This is a genomic window from Pseudomonas sp. 06C 126, assembly GCF_001855215.1.
GTDB lineage: Bacteria > Pseudomonadota > Gammaproteobacteria > Pseudomonadales > Pseudomonadaceae > Aquipseudomonas > Aquipseudomonas proteolytica.
Genome location: NZ_MIFU01000075.1, coordinates 1 through 16,955, shown reverse-complemented (window position 1 = coordinate 16,955; position 16,955 = coordinate 1). Strand labels below are relative to the sequence as shown.

The following is a 16,955-nucleotide window of genomic DNA, read 5'->3' as shown; positions in this document are numbered from 1 at the left end:
ACGGGGCATTATCGGTTGCGCAACCACAATAAAAGCGACGCCAGCATGACTCGAGCCGCGCGAATCACCGACCCCTCCTATGAATTGATGGACGACCACAATGGCCTGTCCATCATCTATCGCCAGCATGGTTTCCCCTGCCCGCTGGTGCGCTGGCATTTCCATAAGGAATACGAGCTGCACCTGATTATTGCCAGCTCCGGCAAAGTGTTTATCGGCGACTACATCGGCAATTTCTATCCCGAAAGCCTGTTCCTCACCGGCCCCAACCTGCCCCATAACTGGATCAGCCAGGTGGCCGAGGATGAGGTGGTGCCCAAGCGCGACATGCTGGTGAATTTTACCGACGAGTTGTTTGATAGCGCCGTCCCGGTCTTCAGTGAGCTCAAGGCCCTGGCGCCGTTGCTGGAACGGGCCAAGTACGGCATCGAGTTTCGCTGCAAGCGCACCATCGCCCAGGCCATGACGCTGATGCAGCAGATCGAAGAGGCACGCGGCGTGGCGCGGCTCGGGCACTTTTTGATCCTGATGGAGGTGTTGAGTGCCTGCGAGGATTACCAGTTACTGTCCGGGGTGACCACCCCGCAACTGGCCGATGAGCACAGCATCGACCGCACCAACCGCGCGGTGGACTATATCTTTGCCAACTACGGCCGAGAGTTGCCCCTGGAAGAAGTAGCCGACCATCTGGGGATGAAGCCGACGTACTTTTCCAGGGTGTTCAAGCAGGCGACCGGGCGCACCTTCATCGAGTTCGTCAATCGGCTGCGCATCAGTAAATCCTGCGAACTGTTGGCCGATGGTGACAAGGCCGTCACCGATGTGTGCTTTGAATCGGGGTTCAACAATATCTCCAACTTCAACCGGCGCTTTCAGCAGCTCAAGGGCATGACACCTTCCCATTATCGGCGCCTGGCGGTCCAGCGGCTCACAGAGCAGAACCTGGCCAAAATACACGCCCCAAAAGATTTCTTACAGATCACGCAGGCATTTCATTCTCCGATACAGGAACGTTCAGCGAAACCTTGACCACGTATCTAAGTACCTCGCTCGCCTAACCGACGGGGTATTTATGAAATAACCTGGTAGGAGGCAGCCTCATGATCAGCATTAATCCGTCATATATTTCCCACCTTCTCCCCACGAACAAACTAAACCCACCGCCCGGCAATACCGATTCAATGACGCCCCAAACTATCCAAGTCTTTTATAAGGGGCACACGGATGTCCAGGCTTCTCCTGCGTCCTCTAACTGAGTAATAAACCAACGTTGGATAGTGCCGAGAGAGGGACTAATGCAGGCGCAAGTACGGATATGACTAGAGAGAAACTCGACTTCACTGACTGATCAAAACGCCTGCTTCAAACTTTGATTGATTCACCCTTATCATTATTTCCCTTCAATGGTAGTTACTACTCATGAAAGTCGAATCATTGCGTATGCCCGCAACTTCCCCTACTGCAAATACCACCGACTCTGCGTTTGAAAATACCGCTCCTGGGTTAATACGTGTCAAACGTACGAATCAGGCAATAACCCAAGAGAACAAAAAACTTGCCACCGAACTCATCAGGTCTGGCGACGCGACGCTCGCTTACCAATACAATGCTGCATTAATGGAACAAATCCTCGCTAGCCCCACTGACGGGGAGGCAAAGCCAGCTGGCAAATTTGTGTCGAATATTCCACCCTTATCCACATTCGGTATGGCCTGGGGTCAGCTTACCCAAGCCATTCAAAGCGAGCCATTTGCGACTTTCGCCAGGGTACACAAGATCGAGCCAGGCACCCTGCGACTGAACACTCGTGATGGATGGACGCTTGATTGTATTGCAGACGGAAAACCTGCCTCTTTTTCGAAATACACGCCTGGCTGGTGGAAGGCTACCGCAGCAGTGATAGCGGCCGCTCGGGCGCTTACCCCGACACTCAAGCTGGACGTTGAATACACCGGCGCAACGAGTGCGCCCGCAGAGGTGATAGGCGATTTCTATGCCGCACGCACCAACGGTACGCAAGCCGATAAGCTTTATCTAATCGCCCTGCAGAACCAGCATGGCTCGTTCGACGCTCTGCGCGAACCGGACTCCACAGCGCCTGCGTTCAACCGTCCCGCACATTTGCCGGTCCGCCAGCAGCAAGAAAAGGCAATAGAGGCGTTATCTGCAAAAATTGCAGCCGATCCACAACGGTTTTCACTCGCCGAACCCAATCCAAAGTCGTCAGTTGAGGACGCCGACTTGGCGTTAGCACGGTTGTACGGGAGAGCCGTACTCAGCCTCAGGCCGGAAATGGGGCGCCTGGTTAATGCACCCCGCGCGACTTTGTCGGTGTCTGAAATACCTGAACACTCAACACTTGGGCAAACCCTGCGCAACTCAACGCAGCCGCGTGGTAAAAACACCCAACTGACACTCGACTGGATCGGTAGGTTCTATGGCGAACCGGCCAGCGATGGCACATTGGAAGGCGCGCTCAAACATACCTCATCACTCACGCACCACGGCTTTCACGCGTTGAGCAAAGCCGATCCGCCAACTGATAAACGCTCCGTTGCGGTTCGACGACGGCAAGATGCCGCTATCCAGCGGCTCGCCAACCCCGTCTTACCCACTGACAAACCAGCCCCGGCCATCAATACTATGGCCGATCTCGCACGCAGCCAGTTTAGCAGTGAGCCTACGTTGCATTCGGTGACCTCCCGATTGGTCAGCGACAGGATAAAAGCGATCGCTCCTGGACTGGATGTCGACGCCAACCAGATCGCCATTGCCACACCCGACCCGCAACATCCAGGGCAGTTCAAGAAAACGCAACTGATGACACTGGTAATGGACTACCTGGCTGGCGGCACTCCACCCGACTTCACCAATGGCCATCGAGCGTTTGATACCCGCCCGAACGTGCTGGAGCATACAGGCAACGATGCTGGCATCCCGCTGAGCCTGGATTTACCGGCACTCAGCGCGGCACTACGCGCACTGCCAACCCAACTCAACGAGGCGTTAAACGTCGATTCACAAGCCTATTGGAATAAACCGGCCTTCAGTACCCCAACTGCTACCGGCACCGCCTTTCCCGGCAGCCACCGTGACTTGGTTAGCAGCATATTGCGTAGCAACCTGCAGCAAGCTGGCCTGAAGCAACCTGGCCTGGATGATGAACAACGTAAAACCGTGGCCATGGTCACGATGCGTCCGAACGGTTCGACGCGCGCCCTCCCCCTTGACCCCACAACCTCTGACGCCGACGTCTATGCCGCCCCTGGCCCCATACCGAACATACTGATTCATCGCTACTTGTCGCAACCCCACCGCGAGATACTCCTGCTCGTGGAACCCAGCGGAAAAATCACCGCTTATAACGCCTGGGACGACCTACCGTACGCAAGACGAAACCTGACAATTCAAAACGGCAATACCTTCGATGCGCAGGCCGATGTTCTTATCAAACAGCATCAAGGGAACAGCTTGTCCGCCGCCCCACCGCTATATGACGACAATTCTAAAACCAAGCTGCCCGATTGGATGAGTAAAGCCGGCGACGCGCAACGTTTTGTGTTCCATGAACTCAGCCTTGAGTTGGCTAACTTCCTGCTGTTGAACAAGGGACAAATGTACAACAGCGATATCAAGGACATCCGCACCTTCGCAGAGGAGAAGTTCGACAGGTTGCCTAAAAAGAACAAGTTAACCCGGTATGCCGCCAATCAACTGGAGGTGGTCTTCAAAGTGCCTTATGGCGCACCGATGACCGCAGGCATTATCGATCGCCAGTCAATGAGCCTGACCGACATGATGCTGAAGAACTTGTCGGGGCTGCCGAATGGCCAGATAGAAGTATTTGCCAAGACAGGGCTCAAGGAAAATGGAGTCGACATAAAAGTCAGGGTTCCCCAGCTGGAAAAAGAGGGGGTGCTCAAACAAATGATCAACGATCTTGATATCGGCAAAACCTATCCTGCTTTGCTGAAACAAAAGTTGCTCGGCGAGCCCGGCAAAACCGCAGAGCGTCAAGCGCTTTTCGCCCAGCAGGTGCCGATCGAACTGCAGATGAAGGCACTGGAGTTGAGCATAAAGGGAACAGCCGGGGTTACCACTACAGGTTTTCGTTTCATCCAGGAAATACTCAAGCCGGGGCCCGCCCCAAGGATGGTTGACGGCAAGGAAATCGTGATCCGTCCGCTGGCTTTTGATAACACAGCCAATGGGAAAATCGATGTAGTCGAGGGTGCCTACCTGATCGAACCCAAGGACAGTGCCACCGGCCCCCATATCTTATATCGGCCGTTGATTGCCGATGCACCACTTATGCAGTTCCCTTCTCGCCAGGCGTTGCTGGAAGCCATACAAAAGAGAGGCAAACTGCAAACCGACACCCTAGCGTGGCTACCTGACGAAAGCACGCGACAGCTTTACCGCGGCAACGGTTTCACACACCCCAACGTAGTGCTGTTCGGTTACAACCTTGGATCTACGAGCCTGAATGAAACCATTCCCCTCGCGGTGGATGATCGTCTGCAGCAAGCGCTGCACGATGGTAAATTGATTGAATACCTGTACACGGCTAACGCTCAGAACTTGATAACACTGGCTAAACAACAATCGACATCCGATGCAGAAAGCCGCTGGGCTTCCCTGAAAGAGGGCGGGTTTCTATTGCTCAATGCTCTACTGCCAGCGATGCGTGGTCCCGGTGCCACACTGGGTGTGCTGCTACAAGCTGACGGTATCCTCAACGACGTACACGTCCTGAGCGCTGATGACGTGAAAAACAAAGAGGCGGCCCTGACTGATCTGCTGGTCAACCTTGCGTCTTTATTGATTCACTTCAAAGTGCGCTCATCGAGTGAGCGTGCCGTCGGCGGTTCGACTCGAGCGCCACATAGCACAAGCTTGTTAATCGATGAAGTGGCAAGTACCGCAGCACCGGCAAAAAACCGCATTGTCTTGGGAGGGCCGGCGGATATCAAACCGCTGTCTGGTGATATTCAAATCTTCGTGGATACTTACAAAGGCGAGCAGCGTCTTAACATCATGGGCCACGCCGAGGCACCCAGTGGGGACGGGGCATCGCGCATTTTAGGAGAAGATAACAAAAGTTACGGAGCTGAAGATATCAACCAGGAATTGCTGGCCCGCGGCATAGACATTCGAAACTACAGCGAGGTACGGCTGTTATCCTGCTATTCCAGCAGTGGCGGTGATCAATCACTTGCCGCGCAGCTTCAGACGCTCACGGGCGTGCGCGTCAAAGGCTTCCGCAGGGAAATTATCGTAGATTACAAAGGTGTTGACGGTGAAGACCCGTTCTTGATCTACGAAGATGCATCGACACGCTATCGCCAACAATATCCAGCCCTCAGTGACAGTGATATTCATCTCTTGGCCGAAAAAGAACTGAACCGCAAGCTTGCGGGGCGTGACCTCGACTTCAACATCAACAAAGATAACGGCACGGAAATTGAAATTAATATAGGCAGCGATGAAAAGCCTGTGTTTTATAGAACCCGGGTCGATTATCAGCCTCGTACCTTTGGAAGTCCGAAAACCAAAACGGCACCGCAGAAACCGATAGAAGTGCTGATGGGCTACTCTCACACCGTTGAAAACTCAACCTCGGTACTATCGACCCGCAGTCTGACAGACTGCTCCGCCCTTGCCGTGCTGACAGATCTAAAAGATGGGGTTTATCAAAAACGCACATTAATGCACCTGACCGGCAGCAACCTGGAGTTTGGCCTGTTCGACGCAAACGCCGCCCAGACAGTGGATGAGTTGGAGAAGTCATTAGCCAAAGGCGGCAAGGTCATCTTCGTAGGCGGTGTGGACTCTCAATCACCCGTCGGCATGGGGGTCGTATTGGGGCAGGAGGTCCAAGGTAGAAAACCGCTGTTAGATATACTTAAGAAGCCGGGCGTGGAGACCATCATCGCCAGCTCACTGGGTGTGGATATCAATCCCGATGGTACTTACAAGCTGATCGAGGGGACCGGTAAGGGCACTTTCACTCAACCCATGATCAAAAACGTGTTCGACTTCGCCGAGTAATTCGCCTAACACCGCAGCTGCAGCAGGCAACTGTAACGGCTGCTTCATTTCCAAGTCCCCATCAAGTATCTCTATCGCTGCGCGATAGAGTGCAAAAAAGTATCAGTCCAAGTGCGCTCAAGGATTTGTCACCGCGCCTTTAGAAGGCTGTAATCAACGCACACTCTTCCTGCAGCCATGGAAGACACAACAACAATAACTGTCCTTCTGCAGCCCCTGGGCGCAGAAACGGAGTGCGCGATGAACTTCCCTGCAAAAGCACTGCTTGCCTGTACCTGCATGACCCTCAGCGCCGTCAGCCTGGGCGCACAGACCCTGACCATTGCCACCGTCAACAACAGCGACATGATCCGCATGCAAAAGCTGTCGAAAACCTTCGAGGCCGAGCATCCGCAGATCAAGTTGAACTGGGTGGTACTGGAAGAAAACGTCCTGCGTCAACGCCTGACCACCGATATCGCCACCCAGGGCGGGCAGTTCGATGTGCTGACCATCGGCATGTACGAAGCCGCACTCTGGGGCGCCAAGGGCTGGCTGGAACCGATGAAGGATCTGCCGGCGTCCTACGACCTGGACGATGTGTTCCCTTCAGTGCGCGACGGCCTTTCCGTCAAGGGCACGCTGTACGCCCTGCCCTTCTATGCAGAAAGCTCCATCACTTACTACCGCACCGACCTGTTCAAGCAGGCCGGGTTGACCATGCCTGAGCATCCAACCTGGGTACAGATTGGCGAGTTTGCCGAAAAACTCACCGACAAGAGCAAGGAACAATACGGCCTGTGCCTGCGCGGCAAGGCCGGCTGGGGCGAGAACATGGCGCTGATCGGCACCCTGGCCAACGGTTATGGCGCACGCTGGTTCGATGAAAAGTGGCAACCGCAATTCAACGGGCCCGAATGGAAGGATGCACTGAACTTCTACGTCGACAACATGAAGAAATCCGGCCCACCGGGTGCGTCCAGCAATGGTTTCAATGAAAACCTCGCGCTGTTCAACAGCGGCAAGTGCGCGATCTGGGTGGATGCCAGCGTCGCCGGCTCGTTTGTTACCGACAAGACCCAGAGCAAGGTCGCCGATCACGTCGGCTTCACCTTTGCCCCTCAGCAGGTCACCGACAAGGGCACCTCGTGGCTGTATTCCTGGTCCCTGGCGATCCCGACCAGCTCCAAGGCCAAGGACGCAGCCAAGGTCTTCAGTGCCTGGGCCACCTCCAAGGAGTACGGCGCGCTGGTGGCCAAGACCGATGGTATCGCCAACGTGCCGCCAGGTACCCGCGCCTCGACCTACAGCGAGGAATATATGCAGGCCGCGCCTTTTGCCAAGGTGACGCTGGAGTCGTTGAAGGTTGCGGACCCTACCAAACCGACTCTCAAGCCGGTGCCGTATATCGGTATCCAGTTGGTGACCATTCCTGAGTTCCAGGCGATTGGCACCCAGGTGGGCAAGTTCTTCTCCGGCGCCCTGACCGGCCAGCAGACGGTGGACCAGGCCCTGGCTGCCGCGCAAACCACCACCGAGCGGGAAATGAAGCGCGCCGGCTATCCCAAATAACCCAGGTCCACCCCTGTAAATGTAGGTGCTGGCTTGCCTGCGATGGCGGCCTGTCAGTGGATGAATCGGTTGACTGATCGTCCGCTATCGCTGGCAAGCCAGCTCCCACATTGACTGCATTCCAAGGCCGGTTCTTTCTGCCTCTAATGGGTTTCGATTGCCATGAATACGTCTAAACGCCGCCTGCTCAACCCCGGCTGGTTCCTCGTCAGCCCCTCGGTGGCCCTGTTGCTGCTGTGGATGATCGTGCCCCTGGGCATGACCCTGTACTTTTCGCTGATCCGCTACAACCTGCTTTACCCCGGCGAAAACCAATTCGTGGGCCTGGAGAACTTCACCTACTTCATCACCGATTCCGGCTTCCTGCCCGGCGCCACCAACACCCTGTTGCTGGTGGGCAGCGTGCTGTTGATCAGCGTGGTGCTGGGCGTGTTGATCAGTGCCTTGCTGGAGGCCAGCGAGTTTTTCGGTCGTGGGTTGGTGCGGGTGTTGTTGATCTCGCCGTTCTTCATCATGCCCACGGTGGGTGCGCTGATCTGGAAGAACCTGATTTTCCACCCGGTGTCCGGCGTGCTGGCGGCGGTGTGGAAGCTGTTTGGCGCGCAGCCGGTGGATTGGCTGGCGCACTACCCGCTGCTGTCGATCATCATCATTGTGTCCTGGCAATGGCTGCCCTTCGCCATCCTGATCCTGATGACCGCCATGCAGTCCCTGGACCAGGAACAGAAAGAAGCGGCGCGCCTGGACGGTGCCGGTCCGATTGCGATCTTCTGGCACCTGACCCTGCCACACCTGGCCCGGCCCATCGCCGTGGTGGTGATGATCGAGACGATTTTCCTGCTCTCGGTGTTCGCCGAAATCTTCACCACCACCAACGGCGGCCCCGGCTACGCCTCGACCAACCTCGCCTACCTGATCTACAACCAGGCGCTGGTGCAGTTCGACGTGGGCATGGCTTCGGCCGGCGGCTTGATTGCCGTGGTCATTGCCAACATCGCAGCGATCATCCTGGTACGGATGCTCGGCAAAAACCTGACTGACAAGCCTTGAGGGCCGCGCCATGACGCTTCAACAATCCCGCCGCCTGCAAAGCTTGTTGCTCGGCACCCTGGCCTGGGCCATCGCGATCGTGATTTTCTTCCCGATCTTCTGGATGGTACTCACCAGTTTCAAGACCGAAATCGACGCGTTTGCCACGCCGCCGCAGTTCATTTTCACGCCAACCCTTGAGAACTACCTGCACATCAACGAGCGCAGTAATTACGTAAGCTTCGCCTGGAACTCAGTGGTGATTTCCTTCAGCGCCACCGCCTTGTGCCTGCTGATTGCGGTGCCGGCGGCCTACTCCATGGCGTTCTACGAAACCCAGCGCACCAAGGGCACGCTGCTGTGGATGCTGTCGACCAAGATGCTGCCACCCGTGGGTGTGCTGATGCCCATCTACCTGCTGGCCAAGAGCATGGGCCTGCTGGATACGCGCATCGCGCTGATCATCATCTACACCCTGATCAACCTGCCGATTGTGGTGTGGATGGTTTACACCTACTTCAAGGACATTCCCAAGGACATCCTCGAAGCCGCGCGCCTGGATGGCGCCACCCTGTGGCAGGAAATGGTGCGGGTGCTGCTGCCCATCGCCAAGGGCGGCCTGGCTTCCACGGTATTGCTGTCGCTGATCCTGTGCTGGAACGAAGCGTTCTGGTCGCTGAACCTGACCTCGTCGAATGCCGCGCCGCTGACCGCGTTGATCGCCTCCTACTCCAGCCCCGAAGGTTTGTTCTGGGCCAAATTGTCCGCCGTCTCGACCCTGGCCTGCGCGCCGATCCTGATCTTCGGTTGGATCAGCCAGAAGCAACTGGTGCGCGGCCTGTCCTTTGGCGCCGTGAAATAACGACCCTTATAAAAAATGGAGGCCCATCATGGCCAACCTGAAAATCAAGAATCTGCAAAAAGGCTTCGAAGGCTTCTCCATCATCAAGGGCATCGACCTGGAAGTGAACGACAAGGAATTCGTGGTCTTTGTCGGGCCTTCGGGCTGTGGCAAGTCCACCCTGCTGCGCCTGATTGCCGGCCTTGAGGAAGTCACCGAAGGCACCATCGAACTCGATGGCCGCGACATCACCGAAGTGACCCCGGCCAAGCGCGACCTGGCCATGGTGTTCCAGACCTATGCCCTGTACCCGCATATGAGCGTGCGCAAGAACATGTCGTTTGCCCTGGACCTGGCGGGCGTAGACAAGAAGATCGTCGACAGCAAAGTCAGTGAGGCTGCACGCATCCTGGAGCTGGGCCCGCTGCTGGAGCGCAAGCCCAAGCAGTTGTCTGGCGGCCAGCGTCAGCGGGTGGCCATCGGCCGGGCGATTGTGCGCAACCCGAAGATCTTCCTGTTCGACGAGCCGCTGTCCAACCTCGACGCCGCCCTGCGCGTGCAAATGCGCCTGGAACTGGCGCGCCTGCACAAAGAACTGCAAGCCACCATGATCTACGTGACCCACGATCAGGTCGAGGCCATGACCCTGGCCGACAAGGTGGTGGTGCTTAACAGTGGGCGCATCGAACAGGTCGGCTCCCCCCTGGAGCTGTATCACCAGCCGGCCAACCTGTTTGTCGCGGGTTTTCTGGGGACGCCGAAAATGGGCTTTCTCAAGGGCCAGGTTACGCGGGTCGAAGGCCAGGGCTGCGATGTGCAACTGGACGCTGGCACCCTGATCAGCCTGCCATTGAGCAGCGCCAGCTTGCGCGTGGGCAGCGCCGTGACCCTGGGCATCCGCCCCGAGCACCTGGAACTGGCCGCGCCGGGTGATACCACCCTCACCGTTACCGCCGACGTGGGCGAGCGCCTGGGCAGCGACACGTTCTGCCATGTGCTCACCGCCAGTGGCGAGCCGCTGACCATGCGGATCCGTGGCGATATGGCCAGCCAGTATGGCGAGACGCTGCAATTGCACCTGGACCCGGCGCACTGCCATCTATTCGACGCCGACGGCGTTGCGGTGGCCCGTCCACTGCGCGCTGCCGCCTGATTTCGCGAGCATTTTGATGAAACTCAATCAACACAATCTCACCCAGTTGGCGCCCGAAGTGCGCCTGCCCGCCTATGCCATTGCCGACACACGCCAGGGCATCGCCCATATCGGCGTCGGCGGTTTCCACCGCGCACACCAGGCGTATTACACCGACGCCCTGATGAACACCGGTGTCGGCCTGGACTGGAGCATTTGCGGCATCGGCCTGCGCGCCGAAGACCGCAAGGCGCGGGATGACCTGGCCGGCCAGGACTATCTGTTCACCTTGTATGAGCTGGGCGACACCGACGACACCCAAGTGCGGGTGATCGGCGCCATCAGCGATATGCTCCTGGCGCAGGACGGCGCCCAGGCCCTGATCGACAAACTGGCCAGCCCTGAAATCCGCATCGTGTCGCTGACCATCACCGAGGGCGGCTACTGCATCGACGACAGCAACGGTGAGTTCATGGCCCACTTGCCGCAGATCCAGCATGACCTGGCCCACCCTGCGGCGCCGCAGACCGTATTCGGTTTTATCTGCGCGGCCCTGAGCCAGCGCCGTGCTGCAGGCATTCGGGCCTTTACCGTGATGTCCTGCGATAACCTGCCGCACAACGGCGCCGTGACCCGCAAGGCGTTGCTGGCGTTCGCCGCGTTGCGCGATGCCGAACTGCATGACTGGATCCAGGCTAACGTGAGTTTCCCCAACGCCATGGTCGACCGCATCACGCCCATGACCAGTACCGCCCACCGCCTGCAACTGCATGATGAACACGGCATCGACGATGCCTGGCCGGTGGTGTGCGAACCTTTTGTGCAATGGGTACTGGAAGACAAGTTTGTCAACGGCCGGCCAGCCTGGGAGCAGGTGGGTGTGCAGTTCACCGACGACGTCACGCCCTATGAAGAAATGAAGATCGGCCTGCTCAACGGCAGCCACCTGGCCCTGACCTACCTGGGGTTCCTCAAGGGTTACCGGTTTGTCCACGAAACCATGAACGACCCGCTGTTTGTCGCGTATATGCGCGCCTATATGGACCTGGACGTGACCCCCAACCTGGCGCCGGTGCCGGGCATCGATCTGGACCAGTACAAGCAGACCTTGGTGGAGCGCTTCTCCAACCAGGCGATTGCCGATCAACTGGAGCGGGTCTGTTCCGACGGTTCGTCGAAGTTTCCCAAGTTCACGGTACCGACCATCAACCGCCTGATTGCCGAGGGTCGCGACACCGAGCGAGCAGCGCTGGTGGTGGCGGCCTGGGCCTTGTACCTGCGAGGTGTGGACGAGAACGGCGTGCGCTACCGCATCCCCGACCCGCGCGCGGACTTCTGCCGGGCACTGGTGGTGGATGACGCTTGCGTCAGTCAGCGGCTGTTGGGTGTGGAAGAGATTTTTGGCCCGGCGATTCCCAACTCACCTGAGTTTGTGGCAGCGTTTGAGCGGTGTTTTGCCAGTTTGCGTGACAAAGGTGTCGCAGAGACCCTGAAGCACCTGCTCGCCAACCTTCACTGACACAACTTGAGCAAAATAATGTGGGAGCGGGCTTGCTCGCGAAAGCAGTGGGTCAGTTGATAAATGTTTGGCTGATACGCCGCTTTCGCGAGCAAGCCCGCTCCCACATTTTGACCGCGTTCCATTGAGCGATAACTATGACCCGGCAATCTCTGTTCCTCGGCATCGACTGCGGTACCCAAGGCACCAAGGCCATCGTCCTCGACACTGCCAGCGGCAAGGTGCTGGGCCTGGGCGCGGCTGCCCACACACTGATCAGCGGCGCCAATGGCCGGCGCGAGCAGCACACTCAGGAGTGGCTGGACGCCTTTACCGAAGCCACTCACCGCGCCCTGCAACAAGCCGGCGTGGACGGCCAGGACATCCTCGGCATCGGGGTTTCCGGCCAGCAACACGGCCTGGTGCTGCTCGACGAGCACGGCCAGGTACTGCGCCCGGCCAAGCTGTGGTGTGACACCGAAACCAGCGCCGAAAACGCCCGTTTACTCGAGCACCTGGGCGGTGAAAGCGGCTCCCTGGAGCGGTTGGGCGTCGCGATTGCCCCGGGCTATACCGTGTCCAAGCTGCTATGGACCCTGGAGCAACACCCGGACGTTTTCGCACGCATCGCCCATGTGCTGCTGCCCCACGATTACCTCAACTATTGGCTCACTGGCCGCGCCTGCGCCGAGTATGGCGACGCCTCGGGCACCGGTTATTTCAATGTGCGTACCCGCCAATGGGACCTTGCGTTGCTGCGGCACATCGATGCCAGCGGGCGCCTGGAGGCGGCTTTGCCCGTGTTGATCGAGGCCAACCAGCCCGTGGGCAACATTCTGCCGGCCATCGCCGAACGCCTGGGGATCAACCCCGGGGCGATGGTGTCCAGTGGTGGCGGCGACAATATGATGGGGGCGATTGGCACCGGCAATATCGTGCCAGGGGTGTTTACCATGAGCCTTGGTTCGTCGGGCACCGTGTATGCGTTTGCCGATCAACCGACGGTCAGCGCCGAAGCTGCGGTGGCGACGTTCTGTTCTTCCAGCGGTGGCTGGCTGCCGCTGATCTGCACCATGAACCTGACCAATGCCACCGGGGTCATCCGCGAATTGTTCGAGCTGGACCTGGTAGCGTTCAACGCCCTGGTGGCCCAGGCCCCGATTGGCGCCGAGGGCGTCAGCATGCTGCCGTTCCTCAATGGCGAGCGCGTGCCCGCCCTGCCCCACGCCACCGGCAGCCTGCATGGCCTGACCATGACCAACCTGACCCGTGGCAATCTATGCCGCGCAGTGGTCGAAGGCACCACCTTCGGCTTGCGCCAAGGCTTGGACCTGTTGCGCCAGACCGGCCTGCAAAGCCACAGTATCCGCTTGACCGGCGGCGGCTCGAAAAGCCCGGTGTGGCGGCAGATGGTCGCCGATATCATGGACACCGAAGTGGTGTGTACCGAACAAAGCGAAGCGGCGGCCCTGGGCGCGGCGATCCAGGCCGCGTGGTGCCAGTCTGGCGAAAGCCTGCAGGCGCTGTGTGCACGCTGCGTCAGCGTCGACCCGGCCAGCCGCACCCAGCCTGTCGCCGCCAGCGTCAGGGCTTATCAGCAGGCCTATGAACGTTATCAACAGCATGTGGCAACCCTTTAAGAGCGAATAACTATGTATCTGGTGTGTGGCGAAGCGCTGTTTGATTTTTTCAGCCAGGAGGATGCCAGCGCGCAGGCGTCCCAAGTCAATTTCAAGGCAATTGCCGGCGGTTCGCCGTTTAACGTCGCCGTGGGCCTGCGCCGCCTGGGGATCGAAGCCGGGTTGTTCGCCGGGCTGTCCAGCGATTACCTGGGCCAGCGCCTGCGCCAGGTCCTCAAGGATGAAGGCGTGCACGCCGATTATTTGGTGGAGTTTGCCGCGCCGACCACCCTGGCGATGGTGGCCCTGGGGGCCGACGGTTCACCGCAGTACAGCTTTCGCGGCGCAGGCTGTGCCGATCGGCAGTTGCAGATCGAACATCTGCCGGTGCTCGATGGGCGCGTACGCGGTCTGCATTTCGGTTCGTTTTCCCTGGTGGTGCAGCCGGTCGCTGACAGCCTGTTGGCCCTGATCCGCCGGGAAAGCGGCAAGCGCCTGATCAGCCTTGATCCGAATGTGCGTTTGAACCCCGAGCCGGATATCGAACTGTGGCGCCGGCGCGTGGCTGAACTGGTGCACTATGCCGACCTGATCAAGGTCAGCGATGAAGACTTGCACCTACTCTACCCCGGCCAGGCGCCGGAAAGCGTGTTGCAGGGTTGGCTACAGCACCGCTGCCAGTTGATTTTCCTGACCCGTGGCGGCGATGGCGCAAGCGTGTTCAGCCGCCAGCACGGCAACTGGTCGGCCCCGGCGGTCAAGGTGGTGATGGCCGATACGGTGGGCGCTGGCGACACCTTCCAGGCGGCGTTGATCGCCTGGCTCACCGAGCAGCAGCTGGATTCGGTGGAAGGTGTGCAGGGCCTGGGCCGCGAGCAGATTGACGGCATGCTCAAGTTCGCCATCCGTGCCGCCGCGCTGACGTGTGGCAAGACCGGGCCAGACCTGCCCTATCGCCACCAATTAAACGAATAAACCCCATGCGGTCTCACTTCGCCGTCACTCGCACGCCACGGGCCACCCAGGCGCCGACGATGCCGCCAGCCAGCGGGGCCAGCCAGAACAACCAGAGCTGCATCAGGTAATCGGTGCCGGCAAACAGCGCCGTCCCGGTACTGCGCGCCGGGTTGACCGAGGTGTTGGTGACGGGAATCGATACCAGGTGGATCAGGGTCAGCGTCAGGCCCACGGCAATTGGCGCAAACCCTGGCGCGGCGCCGGGTGTGGTGACCCGCATGACGATAAACACCAGGAAGAACGTTCCCACGCTCTCTACCACCAGTGCGGCCAACAGGCTGTACTGGCCCGGACTCAATGCGCCGTAGCCATTGGCTGCGAACTCACCGAGTTCAAAGCCTGGCCGGCCGCTGGCGATCAGCGCGAGAATCGCCGCCGCGACGGTCGCCCCGGCGACCTGGGCGATGATATAGGGCAACACATCCAGCCCCGGCATTCGTCCTCCCACCCATAGGCCGACTGTAATGGCCGGGTTGAAATGCGCGCCACTGATGCTGCCCACCGCGTAGGACATGGTCAGCACACTCAGGCCAAACGCCAGGGCTACCCCGGCAAAGCCAATGCCCAGGCCGGGAAATGCGGCCGACAGAATGGCGCTGCCACAGCCGCCGAAGGTCAGCCAGAAAGTGCCGAGAAACTCTGCTGCGATTTTTTGTTGCACGCCCTACCTCAGCCACTGGCGACAGATGTGGCCGGACAGTAGCAGCGCAAGCGGGCGGCGCCGTATCGGATTTGTCTGAGGCTTGCTGCACAGCGTACTCTTGGGCCCTTCTGAAACGGCCGAAAGGACTCGCCATGCGCATCAGCTTCCCCCCGCTTGCCACTTTTACCGCCGTACTGTGCCTGGCCCTGGCAATTGCCTGGGGTTTGCGGCCCGACTGGCTGCTGTGGCTGTGGGACGTGGAATTTTCCGAAGCCAGTGGGCTCGTCGCTCGACGCAACGCCATGCTGTTCCTGGCGATCGGCGTCATGTTTTATCGGTTGCGCCACACGCCCCCATCCCCCACGCGCAGCGCACTGGTTTCAGGGTTTATCGTCGGTTGCCTGGGGTTGGCGGGGCTGGGGATCGGCGAATGGCTCAATGGCCATGCCGGCCCAGGGATTTTGCTGGCCGTGGGCACAGAGTTGGCGCTGGGCCTGGGGTTTATCCAGGCCCGCAATCCTGCCGTACGCTGATCAGTACAGTCTCGCCCCCGCTCTGCGCGGAGCCGGGGCATGGGCATGCTTGAGGTCTTCACGCAACTCGGTGATCAAGTTGCAGATCGCTCGGCTGCTGTTGAGTTCGTGGGCCTGGATGCCGGTGAAGGTGACATCCGTACCGTCGTCATCGTAGATTTTGATGGTCAACGACGCATCCTGAGCCTTGATGCATTCACAACGCCTGGGCAGGAAGCTGCCTTCAATAAGGCCGCGTAATTCCAATTCAGAAAGCATGGCTGAACCTCTCCTTTTTTGAGACCGCCAATGAATTTTTATCGATACCGACAGTCTGACCGCCGCGTCAGGACGGTTGACTTCACGCTTGCCAACCCTGGCAGGCGCTTTAACTGCAAAGCCTACTCCTTGTGTCTGTAGGCGTAGGATCCTTTCCTCATAAGCACCAGCAACCCTTATATAAGTTGCTGCTGGTTTGCACGGCCGGACGTTGGCGTGCATCGTGGCAGCCGCTGTTTTATTGCCCCCTAAGATAAGGAAGTCCCATGACCTCTTCTGCTCTCACCCTCCTTTCGGTACTGGCCATGAGCGTGCTGGCCGCCCAGGCCAATGCCGCCAAACTTGAAGATATCGCGCCCTACCCCAAGGCCGACGCCGGGCATGTTCGCCAGGTCATCCACTTGCCGGCAAAGTCCCAGGAACAGGACTTCAAGGTCGAAATCCTCGCCGGCAAAACCCTGCTGGTGGACTGCAACCAGCAGCGCCTGGGCGGTGTGCTGGAAGAGAAAAACCTCGAAGGCTGGGGCTATCCGTTTTACCGCCTGGAGAAGGTCAGCGGCCCCATGAGCACGATGATGGCCTGCCCCGAAGGCAAGACCCGCGAGGACTTTGTGCCGGTGGTCGGCGACGGTTTTGTGCTGCGTTACAACAGCAAGTTGCCCATCGTTGTATATGTTCCAAAAGATGTCGAAGTGCGTTACCGCATCTGGTCGGCATCGACCACGGTCGAGAAGGCTAGCGAGCAGTAACGCGCAGATCGACCTTCTGTGGCGAGCGGGCTTG

Annotated in this window: 12 protein-coding genes and 1 pseudogene; 11 read left to right on the top strand and 2 right to left on the bottom strand. The window is 58.8% G+C overall.

Features of this window, described 5'->3' with window-relative positions; translation table 11 throughout:
• Nucleotides 1-45: 45 nt before the first annotated feature.
• The 9 genes and pseudogenes from BHC62_RS09375 to BHC62_RS09335 form a co-directional block, all read left to right on the top strand.
• A pseudogene (locus tag BHC62_RS09375) lies at nucleotides 46-948 on the top strand (helix-turn-helix domain-containing protein); the annotation flags it as partial.
• A gap of 471 nt (nucleotides 949-1,419) precedes the next feature.
• Nucleotides 1,420-6,051, top strand: coding sequence for a dermonecrotic toxin domain-containing protein (locus BHC62_RS09370; protein ID WP_143007515.1), 4,632 nt, complete (start codon nucleotides 1,420-1,422; stop codon nucleotides 6,049-6,051).
• Between the two features lie 240 nt (nucleotides 6,052-6,291).
• The gene (locus tag BHC62_RS09365; RefSeq protein WP_029291573.1) at nucleotides 6,292-7,602 is read left to right on the top strand and encodes a sugar ABC transporter substrate-binding protein; all 1,311 of its coding nucleotides are present in this window, start codon (nucleotides 6,292-6,294) and stop codon (nucleotides 7,600-7,602) included.
• A 162-nt stretch (nucleotides 7,603-7,764) separates the two neighbouring features.
• Nucleotides 7,765-8,652, top strand: coding sequence for a carbohydrate ABC transporter permease (locus BHC62_RS09360; protein ID WP_070994819.1), 888 nt, complete (start codon nucleotides 7,765-7,767; stop codon nucleotides 8,650-8,652).
• A gap of 10 nt (nucleotides 8,653-8,662) precedes the next feature.
• Nucleotides 8,663-9,493, top strand: coding sequence for a carbohydrate ABC transporter permease (locus BHC62_RS09355; RefSeq protein WP_029291568.1), 831 nt, complete (start codon nucleotides 8,663-8,665; stop codon nucleotides 9,491-9,493).
• Nucleotides 9,494-9,521: 28 nt separating this feature from the next.
• Nucleotides 9,522-10,625 carry an ABC transporter ATP-binding protein gene (locus tag BHC62_RS09350; RefSeq protein ID WP_029291567.1) on the top strand — a complete coding sequence of 368 codons (1,104 nt, stop codon included), beginning with the start codon at nucleotides 9,522-9,524 and terminating at the stop codon, nucleotides 10,623-10,625.
• 16 nt (nucleotides 10,626-10,641) lie between these two features.
• Entirely contained in the window at nucleotides 10,642-12,123 is a 1,482-nt protein-coding gene (locus tag BHC62_RS09345; protein WP_070994818.1) for a mannitol dehydrogenase family protein, read from the top strand.
• A 137-nt stretch (nucleotides 12,124-12,260) separates the two neighbouring features.
• Nucleotides 12,261-13,742 carry a xylulokinase gene (gene xylB, locus BHC62_RS09340; RefSeq protein ID WP_070994817.1) on the top strand — a complete coding sequence of 494 codons (1,482 nt, stop codon included), beginning with the start codon at nucleotides 12,261-12,263 and terminating at the stop codon, nucleotides 13,740-13,742.
• Nucleotides 13,743-13,754: 12 nt separating this feature from the next.
• Nucleotides 13,755-14,696: a carbohydrate kinase gene (locus tag BHC62_RS09335; RefSeq protein WP_070994816.1), complete on the top strand. Its 942-nt coding sequence runs from the start codon at nucleotides 13,755-13,757 to the stop codon at nucleotides 14,694-14,696.
• 13 nt (nucleotides 14,697-14,709) lie between these two features.
• On the opposite strand, the gene aqpZ is transcribed toward BHC62_RS09335, so the two are convergent.
• Entirely contained in the window at nucleotides 14,710-15,399 is a 690-nt protein-coding gene (aqpZ, locus tag BHC62_RS09330; protein ID WP_029291556.1) for an aquaporin Z, read from the bottom strand.
• A gap of 134 nt (nucleotides 15,400-15,533) precedes the next feature.
• Here aqpZ and BHC62_RS09325 point away from each other — a divergent pair, with 134 nt between their 5' ends.
• Nucleotides 15,534-15,914, top strand: a complete 381-nt coding sequence (locus BHC62_RS09325) for a hypothetical protein (RefSeq protein WP_070994815.1) — start codon at nucleotides 15,534-15,536, stop codon at nucleotides 15,912-15,914.
• On the opposite strand, the gene BHC62_RS09320 is transcribed toward BHC62_RS09325, so the two are convergent.
• Complete coding sequence (locus tag BHC62_RS09320) at nucleotides 15,915-16,172, bottom strand: DUF1652 domain-containing protein (RefSeq protein ID WP_029291551.1); 258 nt, start codon at nucleotides 16,170-16,172, stop codon at nucleotides 15,915-15,917.
• A gap of 266 nt (nucleotides 16,173-16,438) precedes the next feature.
• On the opposite strand from BHC62_RS09320, the gene eco reads away from it, so the two are divergent.
• The gene (gene eco / locus BHC62_RS09315) at nucleotides 16,439-16,921 is read left to right on the top strand and encodes a serine protease inhibitor ecotin (protein ID WP_070994814.1); all 483 of its coding nucleotides are present in this window, start codon (nucleotides 16,439-16,441) and stop codon (nucleotides 16,919-16,921) included.
• The last annotated feature ends 34 nt before the right edge of the window (nucleotides 16,922-16,955 follow it).